At 63.6% G+C, this 19,996-nt stretch carries 19 protein-coding genes; 16 read left to right on the forward strand and 3 right to left on the reverse strand.

Translation table 11 applies throughout. The features are described 5' to 3' along the window. Positions 1-12: 12 nt before the first annotated feature. Entirely contained in the window at positions 13-810 is a 798-nt protein-coding gene (gene map, locus GGD90_RS07090; RefSeq protein ID WP_153115575.1) for a type I methionyl aminopeptidase, read from the reverse strand. A 317-nt stretch (positions 811-1,127) separates the two neighbouring features. Between map and rpsB the strand changes: the two genes are divergently transcribed. The 16 genes from rpsB (at position 1,128) to GGD90_RS07170 (ending at position 16,227) form a co-directional block, all read left to right on the forward strand. Then, positions 1,128-1,871, forward strand: coding sequence for a 30S ribosomal protein S2 (gene rpsB / locus GGD90_RS07095; protein WP_153115576.1), 744 nt, complete (start codon positions 1,128-1,130; stop codon positions 1,869-1,871). A gap of 115 nt (positions 1,872-1,986) precedes the next feature. Beyond that, the gene (gene tsf, locus GGD90_RS07100) at positions 1,987-2,877 is read left to right on the forward strand and encodes a translation elongation factor Ts (protein WP_153115577.1); all 891 of its coding nucleotides are present in this window, start codon (positions 1,987-1,989) and stop codon (positions 2,875-2,877) included. A 33-nt stretch (positions 2,878-2,910) separates the two neighbouring features. After that, positions 2,911-3,627 carry a UMP kinase gene (gene pyrH / locus GGD90_RS07105; RefSeq protein ID WP_153115578.1) on the forward strand — a complete coding sequence of 239 codons (717 nt, stop codon included), beginning with the start codon at positions 2,911-2,913 and terminating at the stop codon, positions 3,625-3,627. A 10-nt stretch (positions 3,628-3,637) separates the two neighbouring features. After that, positions 3,638-4,198 (forward strand): ribosome recycling factor, encoded by a 561-nt coding sequence (frr, locus tag GGD90_RS07110; protein WP_153115579.1) that lies wholly within the window; start codon positions 3,638-3,640, stop codon positions 4,196-4,198. Between the two features lie 25 nt (positions 4,199-4,223). Further along, positions 4,224-5,063, forward strand: a complete 840-nt coding sequence (uppS, locus tag GGD90_RS07115; protein ID WP_153115580.1) for a polyprenyl diphosphate synthase — start codon at positions 4,224-4,226, stop codon at positions 5,061-5,063. Then, positions 5,056-5,895, forward strand: coding sequence for a phosphatidate cytidylyltransferase (locus GGD90_RS07120; protein WP_153115581.1), 840 nt, complete (start codon positions 5,056-5,058; stop codon positions 5,893-5,895). Before uppS ends, GGD90_RS07120 begins: the two co-directional genes overlap by 8 nt. Before the next feature lie 20 nt (positions 5,896-5,915). Next, the gene (gene ispC, locus GGD90_RS07125; RefSeq protein ID WP_153115582.1) at positions 5,916-7,100 is read left to right on the forward strand and encodes a 1-deoxy-D-xylulose-5-phosphate reductoisomerase; all 1,185 of its coding nucleotides are present in this window, start codon (positions 5,916-5,918) and stop codon (positions 7,098-7,100) included. Then, complete coding sequence (gene rseP, locus GGD90_RS07130; protein WP_153115583.1) at positions 7,097-8,464, forward strand: RIP metalloprotease RseP; 1,368 nt, start codon at positions 7,097-7,099, stop codon at positions 8,462-8,464. Before ispC ends, rseP begins: the two co-directional genes overlap by 4 nt. Positions 8,465-8,469: 5 nt before the next feature. Beyond that, complete coding sequence (bamA, locus tag GGD90_RS07135) at positions 8,470-10,791, forward strand: outer membrane protein assembly factor BamA (RefSeq protein WP_153115584.1); 2,322 nt, start codon at positions 8,470-8,472, stop codon at positions 10,789-10,791. Positions 10,792-10,859: 68 nt separating this feature from the next. Beyond that, entirely contained in the window at positions 10,860-11,333 is a 474-nt protein-coding gene (locus GGD90_RS07140) for an OmpH/Skp family outer membrane protein (protein WP_153115718.1), read from the forward strand. A gap of 23 nt (positions 11,334-11,356) precedes the next feature. After that, positions 11,357-12,403: a UDP-3-O-(3-hydroxymyristoyl)glucosamine N-acyltransferase gene (gene lpxD / locus GGD90_RS07145; RefSeq protein WP_228273656.1), complete on the forward strand. Its 1,047-nt coding sequence runs from the start codon at positions 11,357-11,359 to the stop codon at positions 12,401-12,403. A 59-nt stretch (positions 12,404-12,462) separates the two neighbouring features. Then, positions 12,463-12,900 (forward strand): 3-hydroxyacyl-ACP dehydratase FabZ, encoded by a 438-nt coding sequence (gene fabZ / locus GGD90_RS07150; protein WP_184415013.1) that lies wholly within the window; start codon positions 12,463-12,465, stop codon positions 12,898-12,900. Positions 12,901-12,907: 7 nt separating this feature from the next. After that, complete coding sequence (lpxA, locus tag GGD90_RS07155) at positions 12,908-13,678, forward strand: acyl-ACP--UDP-N-acetylglucosamine O-acyltransferase (RefSeq protein WP_153115585.1); 771 nt, start codon at positions 12,908-12,910, stop codon at positions 13,676-13,678. Further along, complete coding sequence (gene lpxB, locus GGD90_RS07160) at positions 13,675-14,856, forward strand: lipid-A-disaccharide synthase (protein WP_153115586.1); 1,182 nt, start codon at positions 13,675-13,677, stop codon at positions 14,854-14,856. The genes lpxA and lpxB overlap by 4 nt, the downstream gene beginning before the upstream one ends. Beyond that, on the forward strand, positions 14,837-15,436 hold the full coding sequence (rnhB, locus tag GGD90_RS07165; protein WP_153115587.1) for a ribonuclease HII: 600 nt from the start codon (positions 14,837-14,839) through the stop codon (positions 15,434-15,436). Before lpxB ends, rnhB begins: the two co-directional genes overlap by 20 nt. Positions 15,437-15,438: 2 nt before the next feature. Continuing rightward, positions 15,439-16,227, forward strand: coding sequence for a TrmH family RNA methyltransferase (locus tag GGD90_RS07170; protein WP_322741688.1), 789 nt, complete (start codon positions 15,439-15,441; stop codon positions 16,225-16,227). A gap of 16 nt (positions 16,228-16,243) precedes the next feature. Here GGD90_RS07170 and ppsR read toward each other — a convergent pair whose 3' ends face one another. Together ppsR and ppc are read right to left on the reverse strand one after the other, a co-directional pair. Then, positions 16,244-17,077 (reverse strand): posphoenolpyruvate synthetase regulatory kinase/phosphorylase PpsR, encoded by an 834-nt coding sequence (ppsR, locus tag GGD90_RS07175; protein ID WP_153115588.1) that lies wholly within the window; start codon positions 17,075-17,077, stop codon positions 16,244-16,246. Between the two features lie 69 nt (positions 17,078-17,146). Continuing rightward, positions 17,147-19,969, reverse strand: coding sequence for a phosphoenolpyruvate carboxylase (gene ppc / locus GGD90_RS07180; RefSeq protein WP_153115589.1), 2,823 nt, complete (start codon positions 19,967-19,969; stop codon positions 17,147-17,149). Between the last annotated feature and the right edge of the window lie 27 nt (positions 19,970-19,996).

The following is a 19,996-nucleotide window of genomic DNA, read 5'->3' on the forward strand; positions in this document are numbered from 1 at the left end:
CTCGGGGCGTTTTCAGAGTCCGTCGGGCTTGGCGCGAGCGCCGGCGGACAGGGTCAGCGGCTCAAAACCGGTCTCGGTGACCAGGATCGTGTGTTCCCATTGCGCCGACAGGCTGTGATCCTTGGTGACGACCGTCCAGCCATCGCCGAGCTGGCGTATCGCCGCCTTGCCGGCGTTGATCATCGGTTCGACGGTGAAGATCATCCCCGGCTGCAGCACCGGTCCGGTACCCGCCTTGCCGTAATGCAGCACCTGCGGGTCTTCGTGGAAGCGAGCGCCGATACCATGGCCGCAAAACTCACGCACCACCGAAAAGCCGGCTTTCTCCGCATGGCGCTGGATGGTGGCACCAATGTCGCCGAGATGCGCGCCCGGTCGCACGCAGCTGATGCCCAGCCACATGCACTCAAAAGCAACTTCGCACAGGCGGCGGGCAATGATCGAGGGCTCGCCGATGATGAACATGCGGCTGCTGTCGCCGTGGTAACCGTCCTTGATCACCGTGATGTCGAGATTGATGATGTCGCCGTTCTTCAGCTGCCGATCACCCGGGATGCCGTGGCAGACCTGATGGTTGATCGAAGTGCAGATCGACTTGGGGTAGGGCGAGTAGCCGGGCGGCGCGTAATTCAACGGCGCCGGGATCGAGCCCTGCACCTTGACCATGTATTCGTGGCAGAGTCGGTCGATTTCACCGGTGGTGACGCCTGCCGTGACGAAGGGGGTGATGTAGTCGAGGACTTCCCCGGTCAGGCGTCCGGCGACCCGCATCTTTTCGATTTCGGCGGGGGTCTTGATCAGAATGCTCATTTTTTGCGGCCAGTACGAAAGGGCGAAGGATAATGTAAGGGAGAAGGCAAGGCAATTTTGGTCGTGAGCAGGCGCTTGCGCGGACTCTTCCGTGCTTTCGGGTTTGAACTGGTAGTCTTCCCGGTGGTATACTCGCCGGGTTTTGCCGGCACCCCGTCGGTGAAATCGACTGCGCACCATGTCGGTGCGCGGGCGCCGCGATGGAAATTTCCGTCGAAGCGTCTATCTCGCACGCTCGTCTATTCAAGGGTGTCCGCCGTTTTGTCGGCGGGCTGCAGCTGGATGAGCGGCGGTTCAACCCTTATGGAGTTATCTGTATGTCCACGACCATGCGTCAAATGCTGGAAGCCGGTGTCCACTTCGGTCACCAGACCCGTTTCTGGAATCCGAAGATGGCGCAGTACATCTTCGGTGCGCGCAACAAGATCCACATCGTCAACCTGGAAAAGACGCTTGCCAAGTACGACGAAGCAATGGCTTTCGTGCGCAAGCTGTCAGCCAACAAGGGCACCATCCTCTTCGTCGGTACCAAGCGCCAGGCGCGCGAGATCGTCGCCGAAGAAGCTTTCCGCTCCGGCTCGCCTTTCGTCGACCAGCGCTGGCTGGGCGGCATGCTGACCAACTTCAAGACGGTCAAGCAGTCGATCAAGCGCGTCAAGGAAATGGAAGCACAGGTTGAAGACGGTTCGATCGAGCGTCTGGGCAAGAAGGAAGCCCTGGTGCACCAGCGCGAACTCGAAAAGCTGCAGAAGTCGATCGGCGGCATCAAGGAAATGAACACGCTGCCCGACGCGCTGTTCGTCATCGACGTCGGCTACCACAAGATCGCCATCACCGAAGCGAAGAAGCTCGGCATTCCGGTGATCGCCGTGGTTGATACCAACCATTCGCCCGAAGGCATCGACTACGTCATTCCGGGCAACGATGACTCGTCGCGTGCCATCCGTCTGTACGCCCGCGGCGTCGCCGACTCGATCCTCGAAGGCCGCAGTCTGGTCGTTCAGGAAATCCTGGCTGGCGAAGGCGACGAGTTCGTCGAAGTCGTCGAAGTGGCCGAATAAGCTTTGCTTCGGGAATCGGTGGCTGCGCAATCCCGCTGGCGGGTGCGCGGCGACCGCTGATGTTTGAATCTGGCGCGGCCGGCGATCCCGGCCGCGTGCGCAAGTGGAGAAGAAAATGGCGGAAATTACCGCAGGCATGGTGAAGGAACTGCGCGAGAAGACCGACGCGCCGATGATGGAATGCAAGAAGGCCTTGACCGAAGCCGCTGGCGACATTGTCAAGGCAGAGGAAATCCTGCGCGTCAAGCTCGGTACCAAGGCGAGCAAGGCTGCCAGCCGCGTGACGGCCGAAGGCGTCGTCGCGATCGTGATCGAAGGCGGCAAGGGCGCCATCGTCGAAGTCAATTGCGAGACCGATTTCGTTGCCAAGAACGACGACTTTCTCAAGCTGTCGCATGACGCCGCCGCGCTGGTCGTCAGTGCTGCACCGGCCGACGTCGCCGCTCTCGCGGCGCTGCCGCTGGGCGATGGCACGGTCGAGTCGACGCGCTCGGCGCTGGTCGGCAAGATCGGCGAGAACGTTTCGATTCGTCGTTTCGTTCGCGTCGAGGCCAAGGGTCAGCTGTTCTCGTACATCCACGGTGGTGCCAAGATCGGCGTGCTGGTTGATGTCGTCGGTGGCGACGAGCAACTGGGCAAGGACCTGGCGATGCACATCGCCGCCGGCAAGCCGAAGGCGCTCGACGCCTCGGGTGTTGCCGCCGACCTGATCGATTCCGAGCGTCGCGTCGCGATCGAAAAGGCCAAGGAAGCGGGCAAGCCGGAAGCGATGATCGAGAAGATCGCCGAAGGCTCGGTGCAGAAGTTCCTGAAGGAAGTGACGCTGCTCGGCCAGGTCTTCGTCAAGGCCGAAGATGGCAAGCAGACGATCGAACAGCTGCTCAAGGCCAAGGGTGCATCGGTCGCCGGCTTCACGCTGTTCATCGTCGGCGAAGGCATCGAGAAGAAAGTGACCGACTTCGCCGCCGAAGTGGCCGCCCAGGCTGCCGCTGCTGCTCAGAAGTAGGAATTCCGCTGCATGACGACGACCGGAGCCAGCATGACCGAGCCAAAGTACAAGCGCATTCTGCTCAAGCTGTCGGGTGAAGCCCTGATGGGCGGCGACGCTTACGGCATCAATCGCCAGACCATTGCCGAGATCGTTGCCGAGATCAAGGCGGTGGTCGACCTCGGCGTGCAGGTCGGCGTCGTCATCGGTGGCGGCAACATCTTTCGTGGTCTGGCGCACGCGTCCAACGGCATGGACCGCGCGCAGGCCGATTACATGGGTATGCTGGCGACGGTGATGAACGGCCTTGCCCTGCAGGACGCCATGCGCGCGGCGGGAATCGTCTCGCGCGTGCAGTCGGCGCTGAATATCGAGCAGGTGGTCGAGCCGTACATCCGCGGCAAGGCGATCCGTTACCTCGAACAGGGCCGCACCGTCATCTTTGCCGCCGGTACCGGCAACCCGTTCTTTACGACGGACACCGCGGCGGCATTGCGCGGTGCTGAAATCGGCGCCGAGATCGTGCTCAAGGCGACCAAGGTCGACGGCATCTACTCTGCCGATCCGAAGAAGTTCGCCGATGCGGTTCGCTATGATCGCATCAGCTTCGACGATGCCATCGCGCAGAATCTCGCGGTGATGGACGCGACCGCGTTCGCGCTCTGTCGCGACCAGCGCCTGCCGATCAACGTGTTTTCGATCTACAAGCCGGGCGCGCTGATGCGCGTCGTTCTCGGTGAGAATGAAGGCACGCTGGTCGTTTGCTGAGGGAGAAAAAATGTCTGTAGCCGAGTTGAAGAAAAGCATCGAACACAAGATGGGACGCTCTCTCGAGGCGCTCAAGGTCGATCTGGCCAAGGTGCGCACCGGACGTGCCCACACCGGTCTGCTCGATCACGTGCAGGTCGAGTACTACGGTTCGCTCGTGCCAGTGAATCAGGTGGCCAACATCACCTTGATCGACGCGCGTACGATTGGCGTGCAGGTCTGGGAAAAGCCGATGGCGGGCAAGGTCGAGCGCGCCATTCGCGATTCCGACCTCGGTCTGAACCCCTCGTCGATGGGCGAGCTGATCCGTGTGCCGATGCCGGCGCTGACCGAGGAGCGTCGTCGCGATCTGACCAAGGTGGTCAAGAGCGAAGGCGAGGCAGCCAAGATCGCCTTGCGCAATCTGCGCCGTGATGCCAATACGACGCTCAAGGACCTGCTCAAGGCCAAGGAAATTTCCGAGGACGACGAACGGCGTGCGCAGGACGACATCCAGAAACTGACCGACCGCTTCGTTGCTGAAGTAGACAAGCAACTGCAGCAAAAAGAAGCCGAGCTGATGGCGGTCTGAGCCCGGTTTTACCGGAGCGCCTCTGATGCCGATTTTTCCCAGTTCCACGCAGACGATCCCCGACGCGGGCGCGGTTCCGCGCCATGTGGCGATCATCATGGACGGCAACGGACGCTGGGCACGTCGGCGCTTTCTTCCGCGCGTCGCCGGCCACCACCGCGGGGTAGAAGCGGTACGCGAGACGCTGAAGACCTGCCTTGATCGTGGCATCCGCTATCTGACGCTGTTTGCCTTCAGCTCGGAGAACTGGCGGCGCCCCGAAGAAGAAGTGACGCTGCTCATGCAGCTCTTCGTCCGTTCGTTGCGCAATGAGCTGACGCGCATGGAAAAGAACGGCGTTCGCCTGAAGATTGTCGGCGACCTGTCGCGTTTCGATGCCAAGTTGCAGGCGATGATCGCCGCTGCCGAGGAGCGTACCGCCGGCAACGAACGTCTGACCCTGACGGTGGCCGCCAATTACGGCGGCCGCTGGGACATCCTGCAGGCGGCCAACCGCCTCGCGCTCGCCCGTCCTGAACGCGTCGGCGCATGGCAGGAAGAAGATCTGGCGCCTTACCTGTCGATGGCTTACGCGCCCGAGCCCGATCTGTTCATTCGCACCGGTGGCGAGGAGCGGATCAGCAACTTCCTGCTTTGGCAACTCGCCTATTCCGAGTTCTATTTCACCGATACGGTCTGGCCCGATTTCGACGCGGCTGCGCTGGATGCGGCGATCGCTTCTTACCGCAAGCGCGAGCGACGCTTCGGTCGCACCAGCGAGCAGCTCGGTGGCACCGAGTTGACGGCTGCGCAGGCGACTTCGCCCATGGGGTCTGTCGCCGCCGACGGGCAGCAATCGCCCGCAGACGGCCGGCGCTATGCTTAAAACGCGGGTTCTCACCGCGCTCATCCTCCTCGCCGCCTTCCTGCTGGCCTTGTTCGGCTTGCCGCCGTTCGGCTGGGCGGCCGTGGCAGGGCTGATCGCTGCCGTCGCGGCGTGGGAGTGGGGGGCCTTGCTGCGCTGGTCAACGCCGGCACGTGCCGCGCTCGGCGCCATCACGCTCATTGTTTGTGACGCGCTGGCCGTGCTGATGCCGGCGCCGCTGGGGCTCGGCGATCTGTTTCCGCTGTCGCTGGCCTGGTCTTTCGGCAGCTGGTTCTATCAGCCGGCGGCAGCTTTCTGGCTGTTGCTGGTGCCGCTGTGGCTGTGGCGGCGCTGGCCGCTGCCGGGCGGCGCGCTCGGTCTGGCCGTCGGCGCCGTCGTCATCTTCCCGACCTGGCTTGCCTTGCTGCATTTGCGCCAGGGCGGTGCCGTTTTCCTGCTGGCGATCATGGCGCTGGTGTGGGTTGCCGATATCGCCGCCTATTTCAGCGGTCGCGCTTTTGGCAAGCACAAGCTGGCGCCGTCGATCAGTCCCGGCAAGACCTGGGAGGGCGCGATCGGCGCTGGCCTGGCGGTGCTGCTCTACGGCTATCTGCTGTCAGACTATCTGCCGCCGGCCTTGCGTGATTCCCCATTGCGCCTGATTCTGGTGATGTTCGCCCTGACCGCGGTCAGTGTCGTCGGCGATCTTTTCGAGTCGCTGCTCAAGCGTCATGCGGGGCTGAAGGACAGCAGCAACATCCTGCCCGGCCATGGCGGCGTTCTTGATCGAATTGATAGCCTGACGTCTACCCTGCCGCTCGTCACCCTGGTCTGGCTGGCGGCCCAGCTTTGAATCCACCTGCGAGAAGCGTCATGCAGAATCTCACCATTCTCGGTTCCACCGGTTCGATCGGCGTCAGCACGCTTGATGTTGTTCGCCGCCATCCGCAACGTTATCGTGTGCTGGCGCTCTGTGCGCATCGCCAGGTTGACAAGCTGTTCGCGCAATGCATTGAATTTCAACCGCGTTTCGCGGTTGTTGCCGATCTCTTGCTGGCTGGGCAGTTGCGCGAGCGGCTGCTGGCTGCCGGTTGTACGACGATGGTGGAGTTTGGCCCGGAGGCGTTGTGCCGCCTCGCCAGCCTGCCCGAAGTCGATGCGGTGATGGCGGCGATTGTCGGCGCGGCCGGACTCGAGCCGACGCTCGCCGCGGTGCGCGCCGGCAAGAAGGTGCTCCTCGCCAACAAGGAAGCGCTGGTGATGGCCGGCGCCGTGTTCATCCGCGAAGTGCGCGAAAGCGGCGCGGTACTGCTGCCGATCGATTCGGAGCACAACGCGATCTTCCAGTCCTTGCCGGCAAACTATCGCGGCGACATGGCCGAGAGCGGCGTCAGCGGTCTGCTGCTGACCGCATCCGGCGGACCCTTCCGGCGTACACCGGTGGCTGATCTGGTGCACGTCACGCCCGATCAGGCGTGTGCGCACCCCAAATGGTCAATGGGGCGCAAGATCTCGGTCGATTCGGCGACGATGATGAACAAGGGCCTCGAGATGATCGAGGCGCGCTGGCTGTTCAACGTTCCGGCTGACAACATTCAGGTGGTGATCCACCCGCAGAGCGTGATTCATTCGCTGGTGCAGTATGTCGACGGATCGGTGCTGGCCGAACTCGGTAATCCCGACATGCGCACGCCGATTGCGCACGCGCTGGCGTATCCGGAGCGGATCGCTTCCGGCGTTGCGCCGCTCGATCTTTTCGCCATTGCGCGCCTCGAATTCGAAGCGCCTGATTTCGAACGTTTCCCCTGCCTGGCGCTGGCCTATCGTGCGCTGAAAGCCGGCGGCAGCGCGCCAGCAACACTCAATGCCGCCAACGAAGTCGCCGTCGAAGCCTTCCTCGACGGGCGCATCGGCTTCACCGAGATTTCGCGCATCATCGCCGGTGTGCTTGAGGCCTTGCCCGCGGTTGACGTGGCGACGCTCGAGTCGGTGCTCGCCGCCGACCGTGCGGCGCGCGCACTGGCACAGACGCTGGTGGCCGCGGCCGTAGTGGCGTGAGCAACCTGCTGACGACGCTGGCAGCCTTTCTGCTGGCGATCGGTCTGCTGGTCGTCGTCCACGAGTTCGGCCACTACTTCGTCGCACGCCGGCTCGGCGTCAAGGTTCTCAGCTTCTCGCTCGGCTTCGGCAAACCGCTGTGGTCGCGGCGCTGGGGCGCTGACCGGACAGAGTGGGTCATTGCCGCGCTGCCGCTCGGTGGTTTCGTGCGCATGCTCGACGAGCGCGAGGGTGAGGTCGACCCGGGCGAGCGCCATCGTGCCTTCAACCGGCAGTCGCCATGGCGGCGCATGGCGATTGTCGTTGCCGGCCCGGCGGCCAATTTCCTGCTCGCCATCCTGCTTTACTGGGGAGTATTTGCCACGGGCGTCGAGGAGCCGCGTGCCTGGCTCGGCACGCCGCCGGCGGCCAGTGCCGCCGCCGATGCCGGCGTGCGCGCCGGCGAACGCGTACTCAAGGTCGGCGATGTGGCGGTCGATACCTGGCAGGATGTGCGCTGGTCGATGTTGCAGCAATCGCTTGAGCGCGACAGTGTCGATCTGGAAGTCATCGACGAGCACGCGCGGATCTCGATCCGGCGCATTGATATGCTGGTGGTGCGCGAAGCCGGTTGGGAGGGCGATCCGCTCGGGCGCGTCGGCCTGATGCTCGGGCATCCGCGCACGCCGCCGGTACTCGGCAAGGTCGCAGGCAACAGCGCGGCGGCAAAGGCTGGATTGCTCGCCGGCGATCTCATTGTCGCAGTCGACGGCCAGCCGCTTGACGACTGGTCCGAGCTGGTGAATGTCATTCGCGCGGCACCCGGACGCACCTTAAGGCTTGATTTCCGCCGTGACGGCGTGCCTCTCGCCACTTCGGTGACGATTGCCAGCGAAACACGCAATGGCAAGGAAATCGGTCGCATCGGCGTCAACGTGCTGAGCGACGGAGCGGAAAAGGACGCCTGGCTGACGACCGTCCGCTATCCGCCAGCCATTGCGCTCGGTAAGGCAGTCATGGAAACCTGGGAGAAATCGGTTTTCAGCCTAGTCATGATGGGACGCATGCTGACCGGCGACGTTTCCTGGCGCAATCTCAGCGGGCCGGTGACCATCGCCAACTACGCCGGGCAATCGGCGAGGCTCGGCATCGACTATTACGTCCGCTTTCTGGCGCTGGTGAGCCTCAGTCTCGGCGTGCTCAACCTGCTGCCCATCCCGATATTGGACGGTGGGCATTTGTTGTATTATCTTGCGGAACTTATCAGGCGGGCGCCGGCTTCCGAACGCGCCACGGAAATCGGGCAGCGCATCGGCATCGCCTTGATGTTTCTGCTCATGGTGTTCGCCTTCTACAACGACATTTCCCGACTGGTTTCCGGCTGACCCCTATGAAGAAAAACCTGCTTGCAGGTCTGATCGCTGCTGTTTTCGCCTCCGGCGCTTCCGCCTTCGAGGCCTTCACCGTCAAGGACATTCGCGTCGAGGGGATTCAGCGTACCGAAGCCGGGACGGTATTCAGTTATCTTCCGGTCAAGGTCGGCGAAACAATGACCGATGAGAAGGCGGCGCAGGCAATCAAGGCGCTTTTTGCCACCGGCTTCTTCAAGGATGTGCGGCTCGAAATCGACAACGATGTGATCATCGTCCTGCTCGAAGAACGACCCGCGATCGCGCAGATCGACTTTGTCGGCCTCAAGGAATTCGACAAGGATCAGCTAAAGAAGGGGCTCAAGGACGTCGGCATCGCCGAGTCGCGCATCTTCGACCGTGCCACGCTGGAGAAGGCCGAGCAGGAACTGAAACGGCAGTACCTGTCGCGAGGCAAGTACAGCGTCGCCATCACGACGACCGTGACGCCGCTCGAACGCAACCGGGTGTCGATCAATTTCGGCATTGACGAAGGCGAGGCGGCGAAGATCAAGGAAATCAATATCGTCGGTGCCAAAGCCTTCCGCGACAAGGAACTCCTTGAGATCTTCCAGCTGCAGCCGCCGAACTGGATCAGTTGGTACACCAAGAACGATCAGTATTCGAAGCAGAAGCTTTCTGCTGACCTGGAGGCCTTGCGTTCCTTCTATCTGAATCGCGGCTACCTCGAATTCAATATCGAGTCGACTCAGGTGTCGATCAGTCCGGACAAGAAGGATATCTACATCACGGTCAGCCTGAGCGAGGGCGATCGTTACGTCGTCTCTTCGGTCAAGCTCGCCGGTGACCTGCTGCTGCCCGAAGCCGATTTCCGCAAAGCCATGCGGGTCAAGCCGGGCGATGTTTTCTCGCGCGAAAAGCTCAACGAGAGCACCAAGGCAATTTCAGACCGGCTCGGCGCGCTCGGCTACGCCTTCGCCAACGTCAACGCTGCGCCGGAAGTGGACAAGGAGAAGCGCCAGGTGGCGTTTACCATCTTTGTCGATCCGGGCAAGCGCGCTTACGTCCGCCGCATCAACGTCGTCGGCAACACCAAAACGCGTGATGAGGTTGTCCGTCAGGAAATGCGCCAGATGGAAGGCGCCTGGTACGACGCCGACCGCGTCACGCTGTCGCGTCAGCGGATCGACAAGACCAACTACTTCAGCGAGGTCAGCGTTGAGACACCGCCGGTGCCGGGAACGACCGACCAGGTCGATGTCAACGTCAAGGTGGCTGAAAAATCGACCGGCAACATCTCGCTGGGTGCCGGTTTCGGTAGCGGTCAGGGCCTGATCCTGTCCGGGTCGATTGCCCAGGCCAACCTCTTCGGCAGCGGCAAGTTCGTTTCGGTGCAGCTCAACACCAGCAAGATTTACCGGACGATCGGGCTCTCCTACACCAATCCCTACTTTACCGTCGATGGTATCAGTCAGGGCTTCGACGTTTATCACCGGACGATGACGCCGTCGTCGAGCTACAGCTATCTGACCTACAAGACGCAATCGACCGGCGGTGGTATCCGCTTTGGCTATCCGATCGCCGAGAAGGAGTCGCTGAGCTTCGGTCTGGGCATCGACAGCACGACGGTAACGGTCTTTCCGGACGTCGCCGCAAACAATGGTACGGTTGTCCCGGCGCGCTACCAGAAGTTCGTCAACGATTACGGCGACGGGACGAGCGCGACGAACATGACCCTGCCGGCAACCGTGAGCTGGGCTGCTGATAGCAAGGACAGCGCCATCTATCCGACCAGTGGCGGCGTCCGCCGCGCCGGTCTTGAAGTGGCGATTCCCGGTGGTTCACTGAAGTACTACCGGGCGACCGCGCAAATTCAGCAGTATTTCCCGATCAACAAGAGCCTGACGCTGATGCTCAACGGCGAACTTGGCTATGCCGATGCCTTCGGTGGCAAGGACATGCCGTTCTACAAACGCTTCTACGCCGGTGGTGTCGGGTCGGTTCGTGGTTACGATACGGCCAGCCTGGGGCCGGTAGACACGACGGCGACCGATCAGCGCCTCGGCGGCAATACGCGGGCGGTGTTCAACGCCGAACTGCTGTTCCCCATACCGGGCTTCGGTGTCGACAAGTCGGTGCGCGTCGGGACCTTCTTCGACGCGGGGCAGGTCTGGGACAAGGACGACCAGAAGGCGCTCAGTGATTTGCGCGCCTCGGCGGGTCTTGCCGCAGTGTGGACTTCACCCTTCGGTCCGCTCAAATTCAGCATTGCCCAGCCTTTCAACACCAAGGAAGGTGATAAACTTCAACGCTTCCAGTTCCAGATGGGAACTACCTTTTAATCGGGAGAAACAGCTTGAACAAGAAGATTTCCACGTTGCTGCTGGCCCTGTCGGTGTCGCTGCCGGCAATGCTGCCTGTTTCGTCTGCATCGGCGTCGGAACTCAAGCTCGGCTACGTGAACACCCAGCGCATCTTTCGCGATGCACCGGCCGCGGTGAAGGCAGCGAAGAAGATCGAGCAGGAATTTTCCAAGCGCGATCAAGATCTGCAGCGACTGGCCAAGCAGTTGCAGTCGATGCAGGAAGGGCTTGAGAAGAACGCGGTAACGATGGCCGACTCCGAGCGCCGCGGCAAGGAAAAGGAACTCAACGAACTGTCGCGCGAATTCCAGCGCAAGCAGCGCGAGTTCCGTGAAGACCTCAACCTGCGTCAGAACGAAGAAAACGCCGCGATCATCGAGAAAGCCAACAAGGCCATCAAGCAGATCGCCGAGAGCGAGAAGTTCGACCTGATCCTGCAGGACGTCGTCTGGGTCAATCCGCGTCTGGATGTCACCGACAAGGTGATCAAGGCGCTGTCCGAAAACAAGGATGCCAAGTAGTAGGCGTGTCGGTGCAAGCAGGAGTGCGTCTTGACGAAATCGTCGCTCGTCTTGGTGGAACACTGGCTGGCGACGGTTCGATCATAGTCAGCCAGGTCGCGACGCTGGCGTCTGCCGGTCCCGGGCAGATCGCCTTTCTGGTCAATCCCAAGTATCGGCAGCAACTGCAGACAACGCGCGCCGCGGCGGTGATCCTGTCGCCGCAGTTCGCCGATGCAACTGATCTGCCGCGACTGATTCACCCGAATCCCTACGCATGCTATGCACGCGTCGTTGGCTTGCTCAATCCCCAGCCGGCTCGGCCGACCGGTGCGCACGCCTCGGCGGTGGTGCATTCGCCGCTGCCGGCATCGGTGAGCGTTGGCGAGAACGCGGTGGTCGGCAGTGCTGTCGTTCTCGGCGAAAACGTCGTCATCCATGCGGGCTGCGTCATCGGCGACGGTGTTGCCATCGGCGACGACTCGGTTCTCTATCCGAACGTCGTGATTTACCACGACTGTCAGATCGGCCGGCGCGCGGTCATCCAGGCCGGCGCGGTGATTGGTGGCGACGGTTTCGGTTTTGCCCGAGAGGGCGAGCGCTGGCTGAAGATTCCGCAGATCGGTCGCGTCATCATCGGCGACGATGTCGAGGTTGGCGCCAATACCTCGATCGACCGCGGCGCGCTCGACGACACGGTGATCGGCGACGGTGTCAAGCTCGACAACCAGATCCAGATCGCGCACAACGTAGTCATCGGCGAGAACTCGGCGATGGCCGGCTGCGTCGGTATCGCCGGCAGCACCAAGATCGGCCGGCGCTGTACCGTCGGCGGCGCCGGGATGATCATCGGCCATCTGGAACTGGCCGACGACACGCACGTGTCGGCGGGATCGCTGGTCAGCAAGAGCTTGCGCAAGCCCGGCCAGTACACCTCGATCTATCCGCTCGAAGCACACGCCGACTGGCTGCACAATGCCGCGCAGATCCGTCGGCTGGGCGCGCTGGCCGAGCGCGTCGCCGAACTCGAAAAAGCCCTGGCGCGCGTCAGCGCCTCGTCGCCTGGCAGCGACGCCGGCCAATCCGAATAATTCCCGAAGAATAAGTGCGGGCCGCCGCCCGCAACATTGGAGATACCCGCTTGAGCTCAATGGAAATCAAGGAAATCCTCGAACATCTGCCGCACCGCTATCCTTTCCTGCTGGTCGATCGGGTGGTCGAGTGCGTTCCGGGTGAGCGCATTCACGCCTACAAGAACGTGAGCATCAACGAACCCTTCTTCGTTGGCCACTTCCCGCACCATCCGGTGATGCCGGGAGTGCTGATCATGGAAGCGCTGGCGCAGGCGGCGGGCATCCTGTCGTTCAAGACGATGGGCAGCAAGCCCGATAACAATTCGGTCTTCTACTTTGTCGGCATCGATGGCGCGCGTTTCAAGAAGCCGGTCAGCGCTGGCGACCGTGTCGACCTGCATGTCGAGATCGTTCGCCAGATGCGTGGCATCTGGAAGTATCGGGCTGTCGCCAAGGTGGATGGACAGGTCGTCGCCGAAGCTGAACTGATGTGCGCGCAACGCGATGTGGTGTGAGGACAGCATGATTCACGCAACTGCAATTGTTCATCCGGGTGCCCGGATTGACGAGAGCGTCAGCATCGGCGCCTATTCGATCATTGGCGAGAACGTTGAAATCGGTGCCGGCACGACGGTTGGACCGCACGTCGTCATCAAGGGCCATACGCGCATCGGTCGCGACAACCAGATTTTCCAGTTCGCTTCGCTCGGCGAAGTGCCGCAGGACAAGAAGTACGCCGGCGAACCGACGCGTCTGGAAATCGGCGACCGCAACACCATCCGCGAGTTCTGTACCTTCAATCTTGGTACGGCGCAGGATATCGGCGTCACGCGCATCGGCGACGACAACTGGATCATGGCCTACGTGCACATCGCGCACGATTGCCAGGTCGGCAACAAGACGATCTTCGCCAACAACTCGCAGCTGGCGGGGCACGTCCATGTCGACGACTGGGCAATTCTCGGCGGTTTCACCGGCGTGCATCAGTTCTGTCGCGTCGGCGCGCACTGCATGACGGCGGTCGGCACTGTCGTTCTGCAGGACATTCCGCCCTATGTGACGGCGGCAGGCAACACCGCCAGCCCCTTCGGCATCAACGCGGAAGGCCTGAAGCGTCGCGGTTTCTCGTCCGAATCGCTGCTCGCGCTGAAACGCGCTTACCGCACGCTCTACAAGTCCGGTCTGCTGCTCGAAGAAGCGCGTGCGAAGCTGGAAGAGGACGCTGCTGCACATCCCGAAGTGCGGCCGATCCTTGAGTTTCTGGCAGCGTCGAAGCGCGGCATCATCCGATGAGCCGAGCGCTTGTGCGCATCGCCATTGTTGCCGGCGAAGCGTCGGGCGACCTGCTGGCGAGTCACCTCATTGCCGCCTTGCGTGCGCGCCTGCCTCAGGCCGAGTTCTACGGCATCGGCGGGCCGAAGATGCAGGCGCAAGGTTTCGATGCCTGGTATCCGCTGGAAAAGCTGGCGGTACGCGGCTACGCCGAGGTGCTGCGCCATTACCGCGAGATTTCCGGAATCCGCAGTCAGCTGCGCGCGCGCCTGCTGGCCGATCCGCCCGATGTGTTCATCGGTGTCGATGCGCCCGATTTCAATCTGGCGCTGGAAAAGTCGCTGAAGCGCCGTGGCATTCCTGCGGTGCACTACGTCAGTCCGTCGATCTGGGCATGGCGCGGCGAGCGTATCCGCAAGATCGGCGAATCGGTGACGCGCATTCTGGCGCTGTTTCCGTTCGAACCGGCGCTCTACGAGGCGCGCGGCATACCGGTCAGCTACGTCGGCCATCCGCTGGCCGACGTCTTGCCGGTCGAAGATGGCCGTGTCGCAGCGCGCGAACTGCTCGAGATTTCGCCGACGCGGCCGGTATTCGCGCTGCTGCCGGGCAGCCGCCAGTCGGAACTGCAGTACATGGCGGATACCTTCATCCGCACCGCTCGGCAGCTGAGCGCAAGCCTGCCGGAGGCGTTCTTTCTCGTGCCGCTGGCAACGCGCGAGACGCGGCTGTTGTTCGAGCAGGCGATCTATCGCTGTGAGGCGCGCGACCTGCCGATCCGCATGCTCTTCGGTCACGCGCACGACGCCATGGCCGCCGCCGACGTGGTTCTCGTCGCCAGTGGCACGGCAACGCTCGAGGCGGCGCTGCTCAAGCGGCCAATGGTCATCGCCTACCGCATGTCGTCCTTCTCCTACCGCATGATGAAGCGCATGGGCTACCTGCCTTACGTCGGACTGCCCAACGTGCTCGCCGGGCGCTTCGTCGTTCCCGAATTCATTCAGGACGACGCGACGCCGGAGAATCTGGCGCAGGCGATGCTCAATCTGCACGCTGATCGCGACAACGCCGCGCGTATCGGTGAGGTGTTCCGCGACATCCATCTGCAACTGCGGCAGAACACTGCCGAGAAGGCTGCTTCGGCGATCCTCGACTGCCTGCCGGCGGAGGTACGCGCGCATGCCATTGCCGCTGCCTGAGGGCCTCGTCTGCGGCGTTGACGAAGCCGGGCGCGGGCCGCTCGCCGGCCCGGTCGTCGCGGCGGCGGTCATTCTTGACCCGGCACGGCCGATTCCCGGCCTCAACGACTCGAAGAAGCTCTCCGCCAGACGGCGCGAGGCGCTGGCCGTTCTCATCCGCGAGCAGGCGCTGGCCTGGGCGGTGGCCGAGGCCAGCGTCGAGGAAATCGACCGCATCAACATCCTGCAGGCGAGCCTGCTCGCCATGCAGCGCGCCGTCGCCGCGCTGGCCGTTCGGCCGCAGTTGGCGCTGATCGACGGCAATCGCTGCCCACGGCTTGCTTGTCCGGCCGAGGCGCTGGTCGGTGGTGACGGGCGTTCGGCGCCGATCGCCGCGGCGTCGATTCTCGCCAAGACGGTGCGCGACGAGCTCATGCTCGCGCTGCATGCGCGCTTCCCGATGTACGACTTTGCCAGGCACAAGGGTTACCCGACCGCCGCTCACCTCGCGGCGCTGCGCGAGCATGGCCCGTGTAGCGAGCATCGGCGCAGTTTCGCCCCTGTGGCGCAGCTGTCGCTGTGGACGCCTGCGGAGCGCTGAGCGTGTCACTGAAACACATCGTCTCGCGCGAGAATCCGCGTTTCAAGGCGCTGAAAAAGCTCTGCCAGAGCGGGCGCGAGCGGCGCCGTGAAGGGCTGGCGCTGCTCGACGGCATGCATCTGATCGAGGTGTTTGCCGCGCGTGGCGGCGCGATCGAGTCACTGATCGTCAGCGACAGCGGCGCGCTGCGTGGTGAAATCGCCGGCTATCTGGCGGCCTTGCCGCCGACTGCCGAAGTGCTGCAGTTTGCCGATCCGCTGTTCGCCGATCTTGCTGCCGTCGACACGCCGAGCGGAATCATGGCCTTGATCGGTCAGCCGCGACCGGCGCACATGCTCGATCAGGAAGCCGACGCCGTGCTGCTCGACGGCGTGCAGGACCCCGGCAACGTCGGCTCGATCCTGCGCAGCGCCGCCGCCGCCGGTTTCCGGCAGGTGTTGCTGTCGGCCGACTGTGCGCAGGTCTGGTCGCCGAAAACGCTGCGTGCCGGCATGGGCGCGCATTTCGCGCTTGACCTCTTCGAAAGCAGCGATCTTTGCGCTTTTCTCGCCGGCTACCGCGGCGTGTCGCTGGTGACGGCGCCGGCGGCGAGCGCTTCGCTGTTCGCCACCGATCTGCGCCGGCCGCTGGCGTGGATTTTCGGCAGCGAGGGCGCTGGCGTGCGTCCAGAGACGGTAGCGGCGGCGCAACTGCAGCTGAGCATTCCGATGCCCGGAAGCGCCGAGTCGCTGAACGCCGCGGCGGCAGCGGCGGTCTGCCTGTTCGAGACCGTCCGCCAGCGTTTGCCCTGAGAGATTTAGTCCGGCACTAGAACGAATTCCGTTCGAGCTGGATCTCCTGCATGATCGTCGTCGAGATTTCCTCGATCGACTTGGTCGAGGAATCGAGCCAGCGGATGCCTTCGCGGCGCATCAGACGTTCGGCTTCGGCGACCTCGTAGCGGCAGTTGTCGAGCGCCGCGTAACGGCTGTTCGGGCGCCGTTCGTTACGGATTTTCTGCAGGCGCTCGGGCTGGATGGTCAGGCCGAACATGCGCTGGCGAAAGCGCTCGAGCCCGTCGGGCAGGTGGCCGCGCTCGAAATCCTCGGGAATCAGCGGGTAGTTGGCGGCCTTGATGCCGAACTGCATTGCCAGATAGATGCTGGTCGGCGTCTTGCCGCAACGCGACACGCCAACGAGGATGACATTCGCCTCGTCGAGTCCGCTCATGGTGACGCCGTCGTCGTGCGCCAGCGCAAAGTTGATCGCTTCGAGACGATCCTGGTAGTCGCTGTTGTCGTTGAAACTGTGCGAACGGCCGATGGTGTGCGTCGACTTGACCCCAAGCTCGGCTTCCAGCGGCGCGATGAAGGTCTCGAACAGCGAGATGCAGAAACCCGGCGATCCTCTGAGAATGCGGTTGAGTTCGGGCTCGACCAGCGTCGTGAACACGATCGGCCGCGAACCGTCCTCACGTGCCGCCTGCTCGATACGGCTCGCCGCTTCGCGCGCCTTCTCGGCCGAGTTGACGAAGGGGATACGCAGCTGGCGGAAGTGCACGCCTTCGAATTGCGTGAGCAGGCTGTGGCCGAGCGTTTCGGCGGTGATCGCGGTACTGTCCGAGATATAGAAGGCGCTGCGCAGCGGAGCGGTTTCTGGCATGAGGAGTGTCTTTCGGTCAGGATAGGGCCCGTTGCCGGGAAGTATCAGCTTAGCTCGGGCGAGGGCGGCTCAGCCGCTGTTGCGCAGGCCGGCGGCGATGCCGTTGATGGTGATGTGGATGCCGCGGCGGCTGCGCTCCTCGGCGGGGTCGGTCTTGCTGGCGTCACCGCCGCTGCGGTGCCGGCGCAGGAGCTCAATCTGCAGGTGGTTGAGCGGGTCCATGTAGGGGAAACGGTTGCGGATCGAACGGCGCAGCTGCGGGTTGTCGGCGAGCAGTTCGTCCTGCTCCTCGATCGCCAGCAGCCAGCGGCACGTGCGCGCGAATTCGTCGGCGATGCGTTGGAACACTGAACTGCGCAGCTCCACGTCGCTGACCAGTTCGGCGTAACGCGAGGCGATGGCGATGTCGGCCTTGGCCAGCACCATGTCCATATTGGAGAGCAGCGAGCGGAAGAAGGGCCAGGTGGCGTAAAGCCGACGCAGCGTTGCCAGCCCGTCGGGCTGTTCGGCGAGGAAGGCCTCGACGGCGCTGCCGAAACCGTACCAGCCCGGCAGCATCAGCCGGCACTGTGCCCAGCTGAAGACCCAAGGAATCGCGCGCAGATCCTCGATGCGCTGCGAGGGCTTGCGCGACGCCGGGCGGCTGCCGATGTTGAGTTCGGAAATTTCCGACAGTGGCGTCGACTCGCGGAAGTAGCGGTCGAAACCGGGCGTTTCATAGACCAGATTGCGGTAGGCCGCGAAAGCGTGCTGCGACAGGCTTTCCATGACGGCGCGGAAAGCCTCGGGGTCGGTGTCGTGTTCGCGTTTGAGCAGCGTCGCTTCGAGCGTCGCCGCGACGAGGATCTCTAGGTTGCGCCGACCGACTTCCGGGTTGGCATACTTCGAGGCGATCACTTCGCCCTGTTCGGTGATGCGGATCTGGCCGGACACGGCACCATCGGGCTGCGCCAGGATCGCCTGATAGCTCGGACCGCCGCCGCGTCCGACCGAACCGCCGCGGCCGTGGAACAGGCGCAGACGCACGCCATGACGGGCGCAGGTTTCGGCCAGCGCCACTTCCGCCTTGTACAGTTCCCAGCCCGAGGTGAGGAAGCCGCCGTCCTTGTTGCTGTCCGAGTAGCCGAGCATTACCTCCTGTTCATCCTGACGCGCAGCGATCAGCGCGCGATAGACGGGCAGGGCGAACAGCCGCTCCATGACGCTGGCGCTGCGGCGCAGGTCGTCGATGGTCTCGAACAGCGGGATGATGTTCACCGCCAGGCGTGGTGCGCTGCCGGGGACGAGCAGTCCGGCTTCCTTGAGCAGGACGGCCACTTCGAGCAGGTCGGAGGCGCCGTCGGCCTTGGAAATGATCACGTTCGGCAGCGCCGCTGCGCCGTAACGGGAACGCAGCTCGCGTGCGGCGAAGAAGATCGCCAGTTCGCCGGCGCTCTCCGGCGAGAGTTCGCTGCCGTCGAGCAGCGGCGAGTAGAGCGGTCGTGCGTTTTCGATCTCGCCGGCAAGCAGGGCAATCCGCTCGTCTTCGGCGAGCGCCGCGTAGTCGGCGGCGGTGGACAGACGCCCGGCGCGGGCCAGCAGCTCGGCGACGCAGCGCTCATGGACGTCGGAGTTCTGGCGCAGGTCGATCGGCGCCAGATGGAAAGCAAAGACCTGTACGGCACGGATCAGCCGGCGCAGACGGCCGCCAGCGAGCAGGGCGGCGCCATGCGTCTGCAAGGAATCGGCGATCGTCTGCAGGTCGCTCGCCAATTCGCCACTGTCGGCGTAAACGGGCGCATCGCCGAGCGCGTGCCTTGCCGCGTCGTACTGGTCGAGGGCGTGCGCGGTCGCGGCGAGGCGGGCGTAGATGCCGGTCAGCGCACGCCGGTAGGGCTCGTCGGCGCGGTGTGGCGAATGGTCGGGTGAGCGCTCGGCCAGTTCGGCCAGCGCTGGCGACACAGGAACGAGCAGCTGCGACAGCGACAGCTCGGCGCCGAGCGCATGCACTTCACGCAGATAGAAGTCGAGCGCTGCCGTCGATTGCAGCTTGAGCGCGGTACGCAGGATGTCGGCGGTGACGAAGGGATTGCCGTCGCGGTCGCCGCCGATCCAGCTGCCGACACGGAAGAACGAAGGCAGCTGCCAGTCCTCGCCTGGAAAGCGCTGCGCGAGCAGGTCTTCGAGCTGGCCGTAGAGGCGCGGCAACTCGGCAAAGAAGGTTTCGTCGTAGTGGCTGATGCCGTTGTTGATTTCGTCGACGACGGCCAGCCGGTTGGGGCGCAGCATGCGCGTGCGCCACAGCGTCAGCACGGCGCGGCGCAGCGCCAGATCGTGCTCGGCCGCTTCTTCGGCGGTCAGTTGCATGCGGTCGCGGCGGTCGAGCAGCGCGGCGATTTCGTGTTGCGACTGCAGGATGCACTTGCGGCTGACCTCGGTCGGGTGCGCGGTCAGCACCGGCGAGACCAGCGCGCGGGCAAAGAACTCGCGCAGCTCGGGCAGCGGCGTACCGGCGTCGACGAGGCGTTCGAGCGCGCGCGCGAGGCTGCCGTCGCGCGCTGCTGAGCCCATCAGTTCGTGCGCGCGCCGCCGACGGATGTGATGCTGGTCCTCGGCGATGTTCGCCAGATGCAGGAAGTAGCTGAAAGCGCGCACGACCGAGAGCATGGTCTCGCGCGGCAGCGTGTTGAGCAGTTGTGCCAGCTCATCGCGTGTCGCCGGGTCGCGTTCGGCCGTCGCGGTTTCCCGGTCGAAACGTACCGAAGTCTGGCGGATGCGTTCGATTGCCGCGAAGACCTCGTCGCCTTCCTGTTCGCGCACGGTGTCACCGAGCAGGCGGCCGAGCAGGCGGATGTCGTCGCGTAGCGGCAGATCCTTGTCGTCCGCAGTATCGTTCGGGGGTGTCGTTGTCATCAGGCAGTCCTGCTTTCGCGAGCTTCG

The sequence above is a fragment of the Rhodocyclus tenuis genome (assembly GCF_014197755.1).
GTDB classification, from domain to species: Bacteria; Pseudomonadota; Gammaproteobacteria; order Burkholderiales; family Rhodocyclaceae; genus Rhodocyclus; species Rhodocyclus tenuis.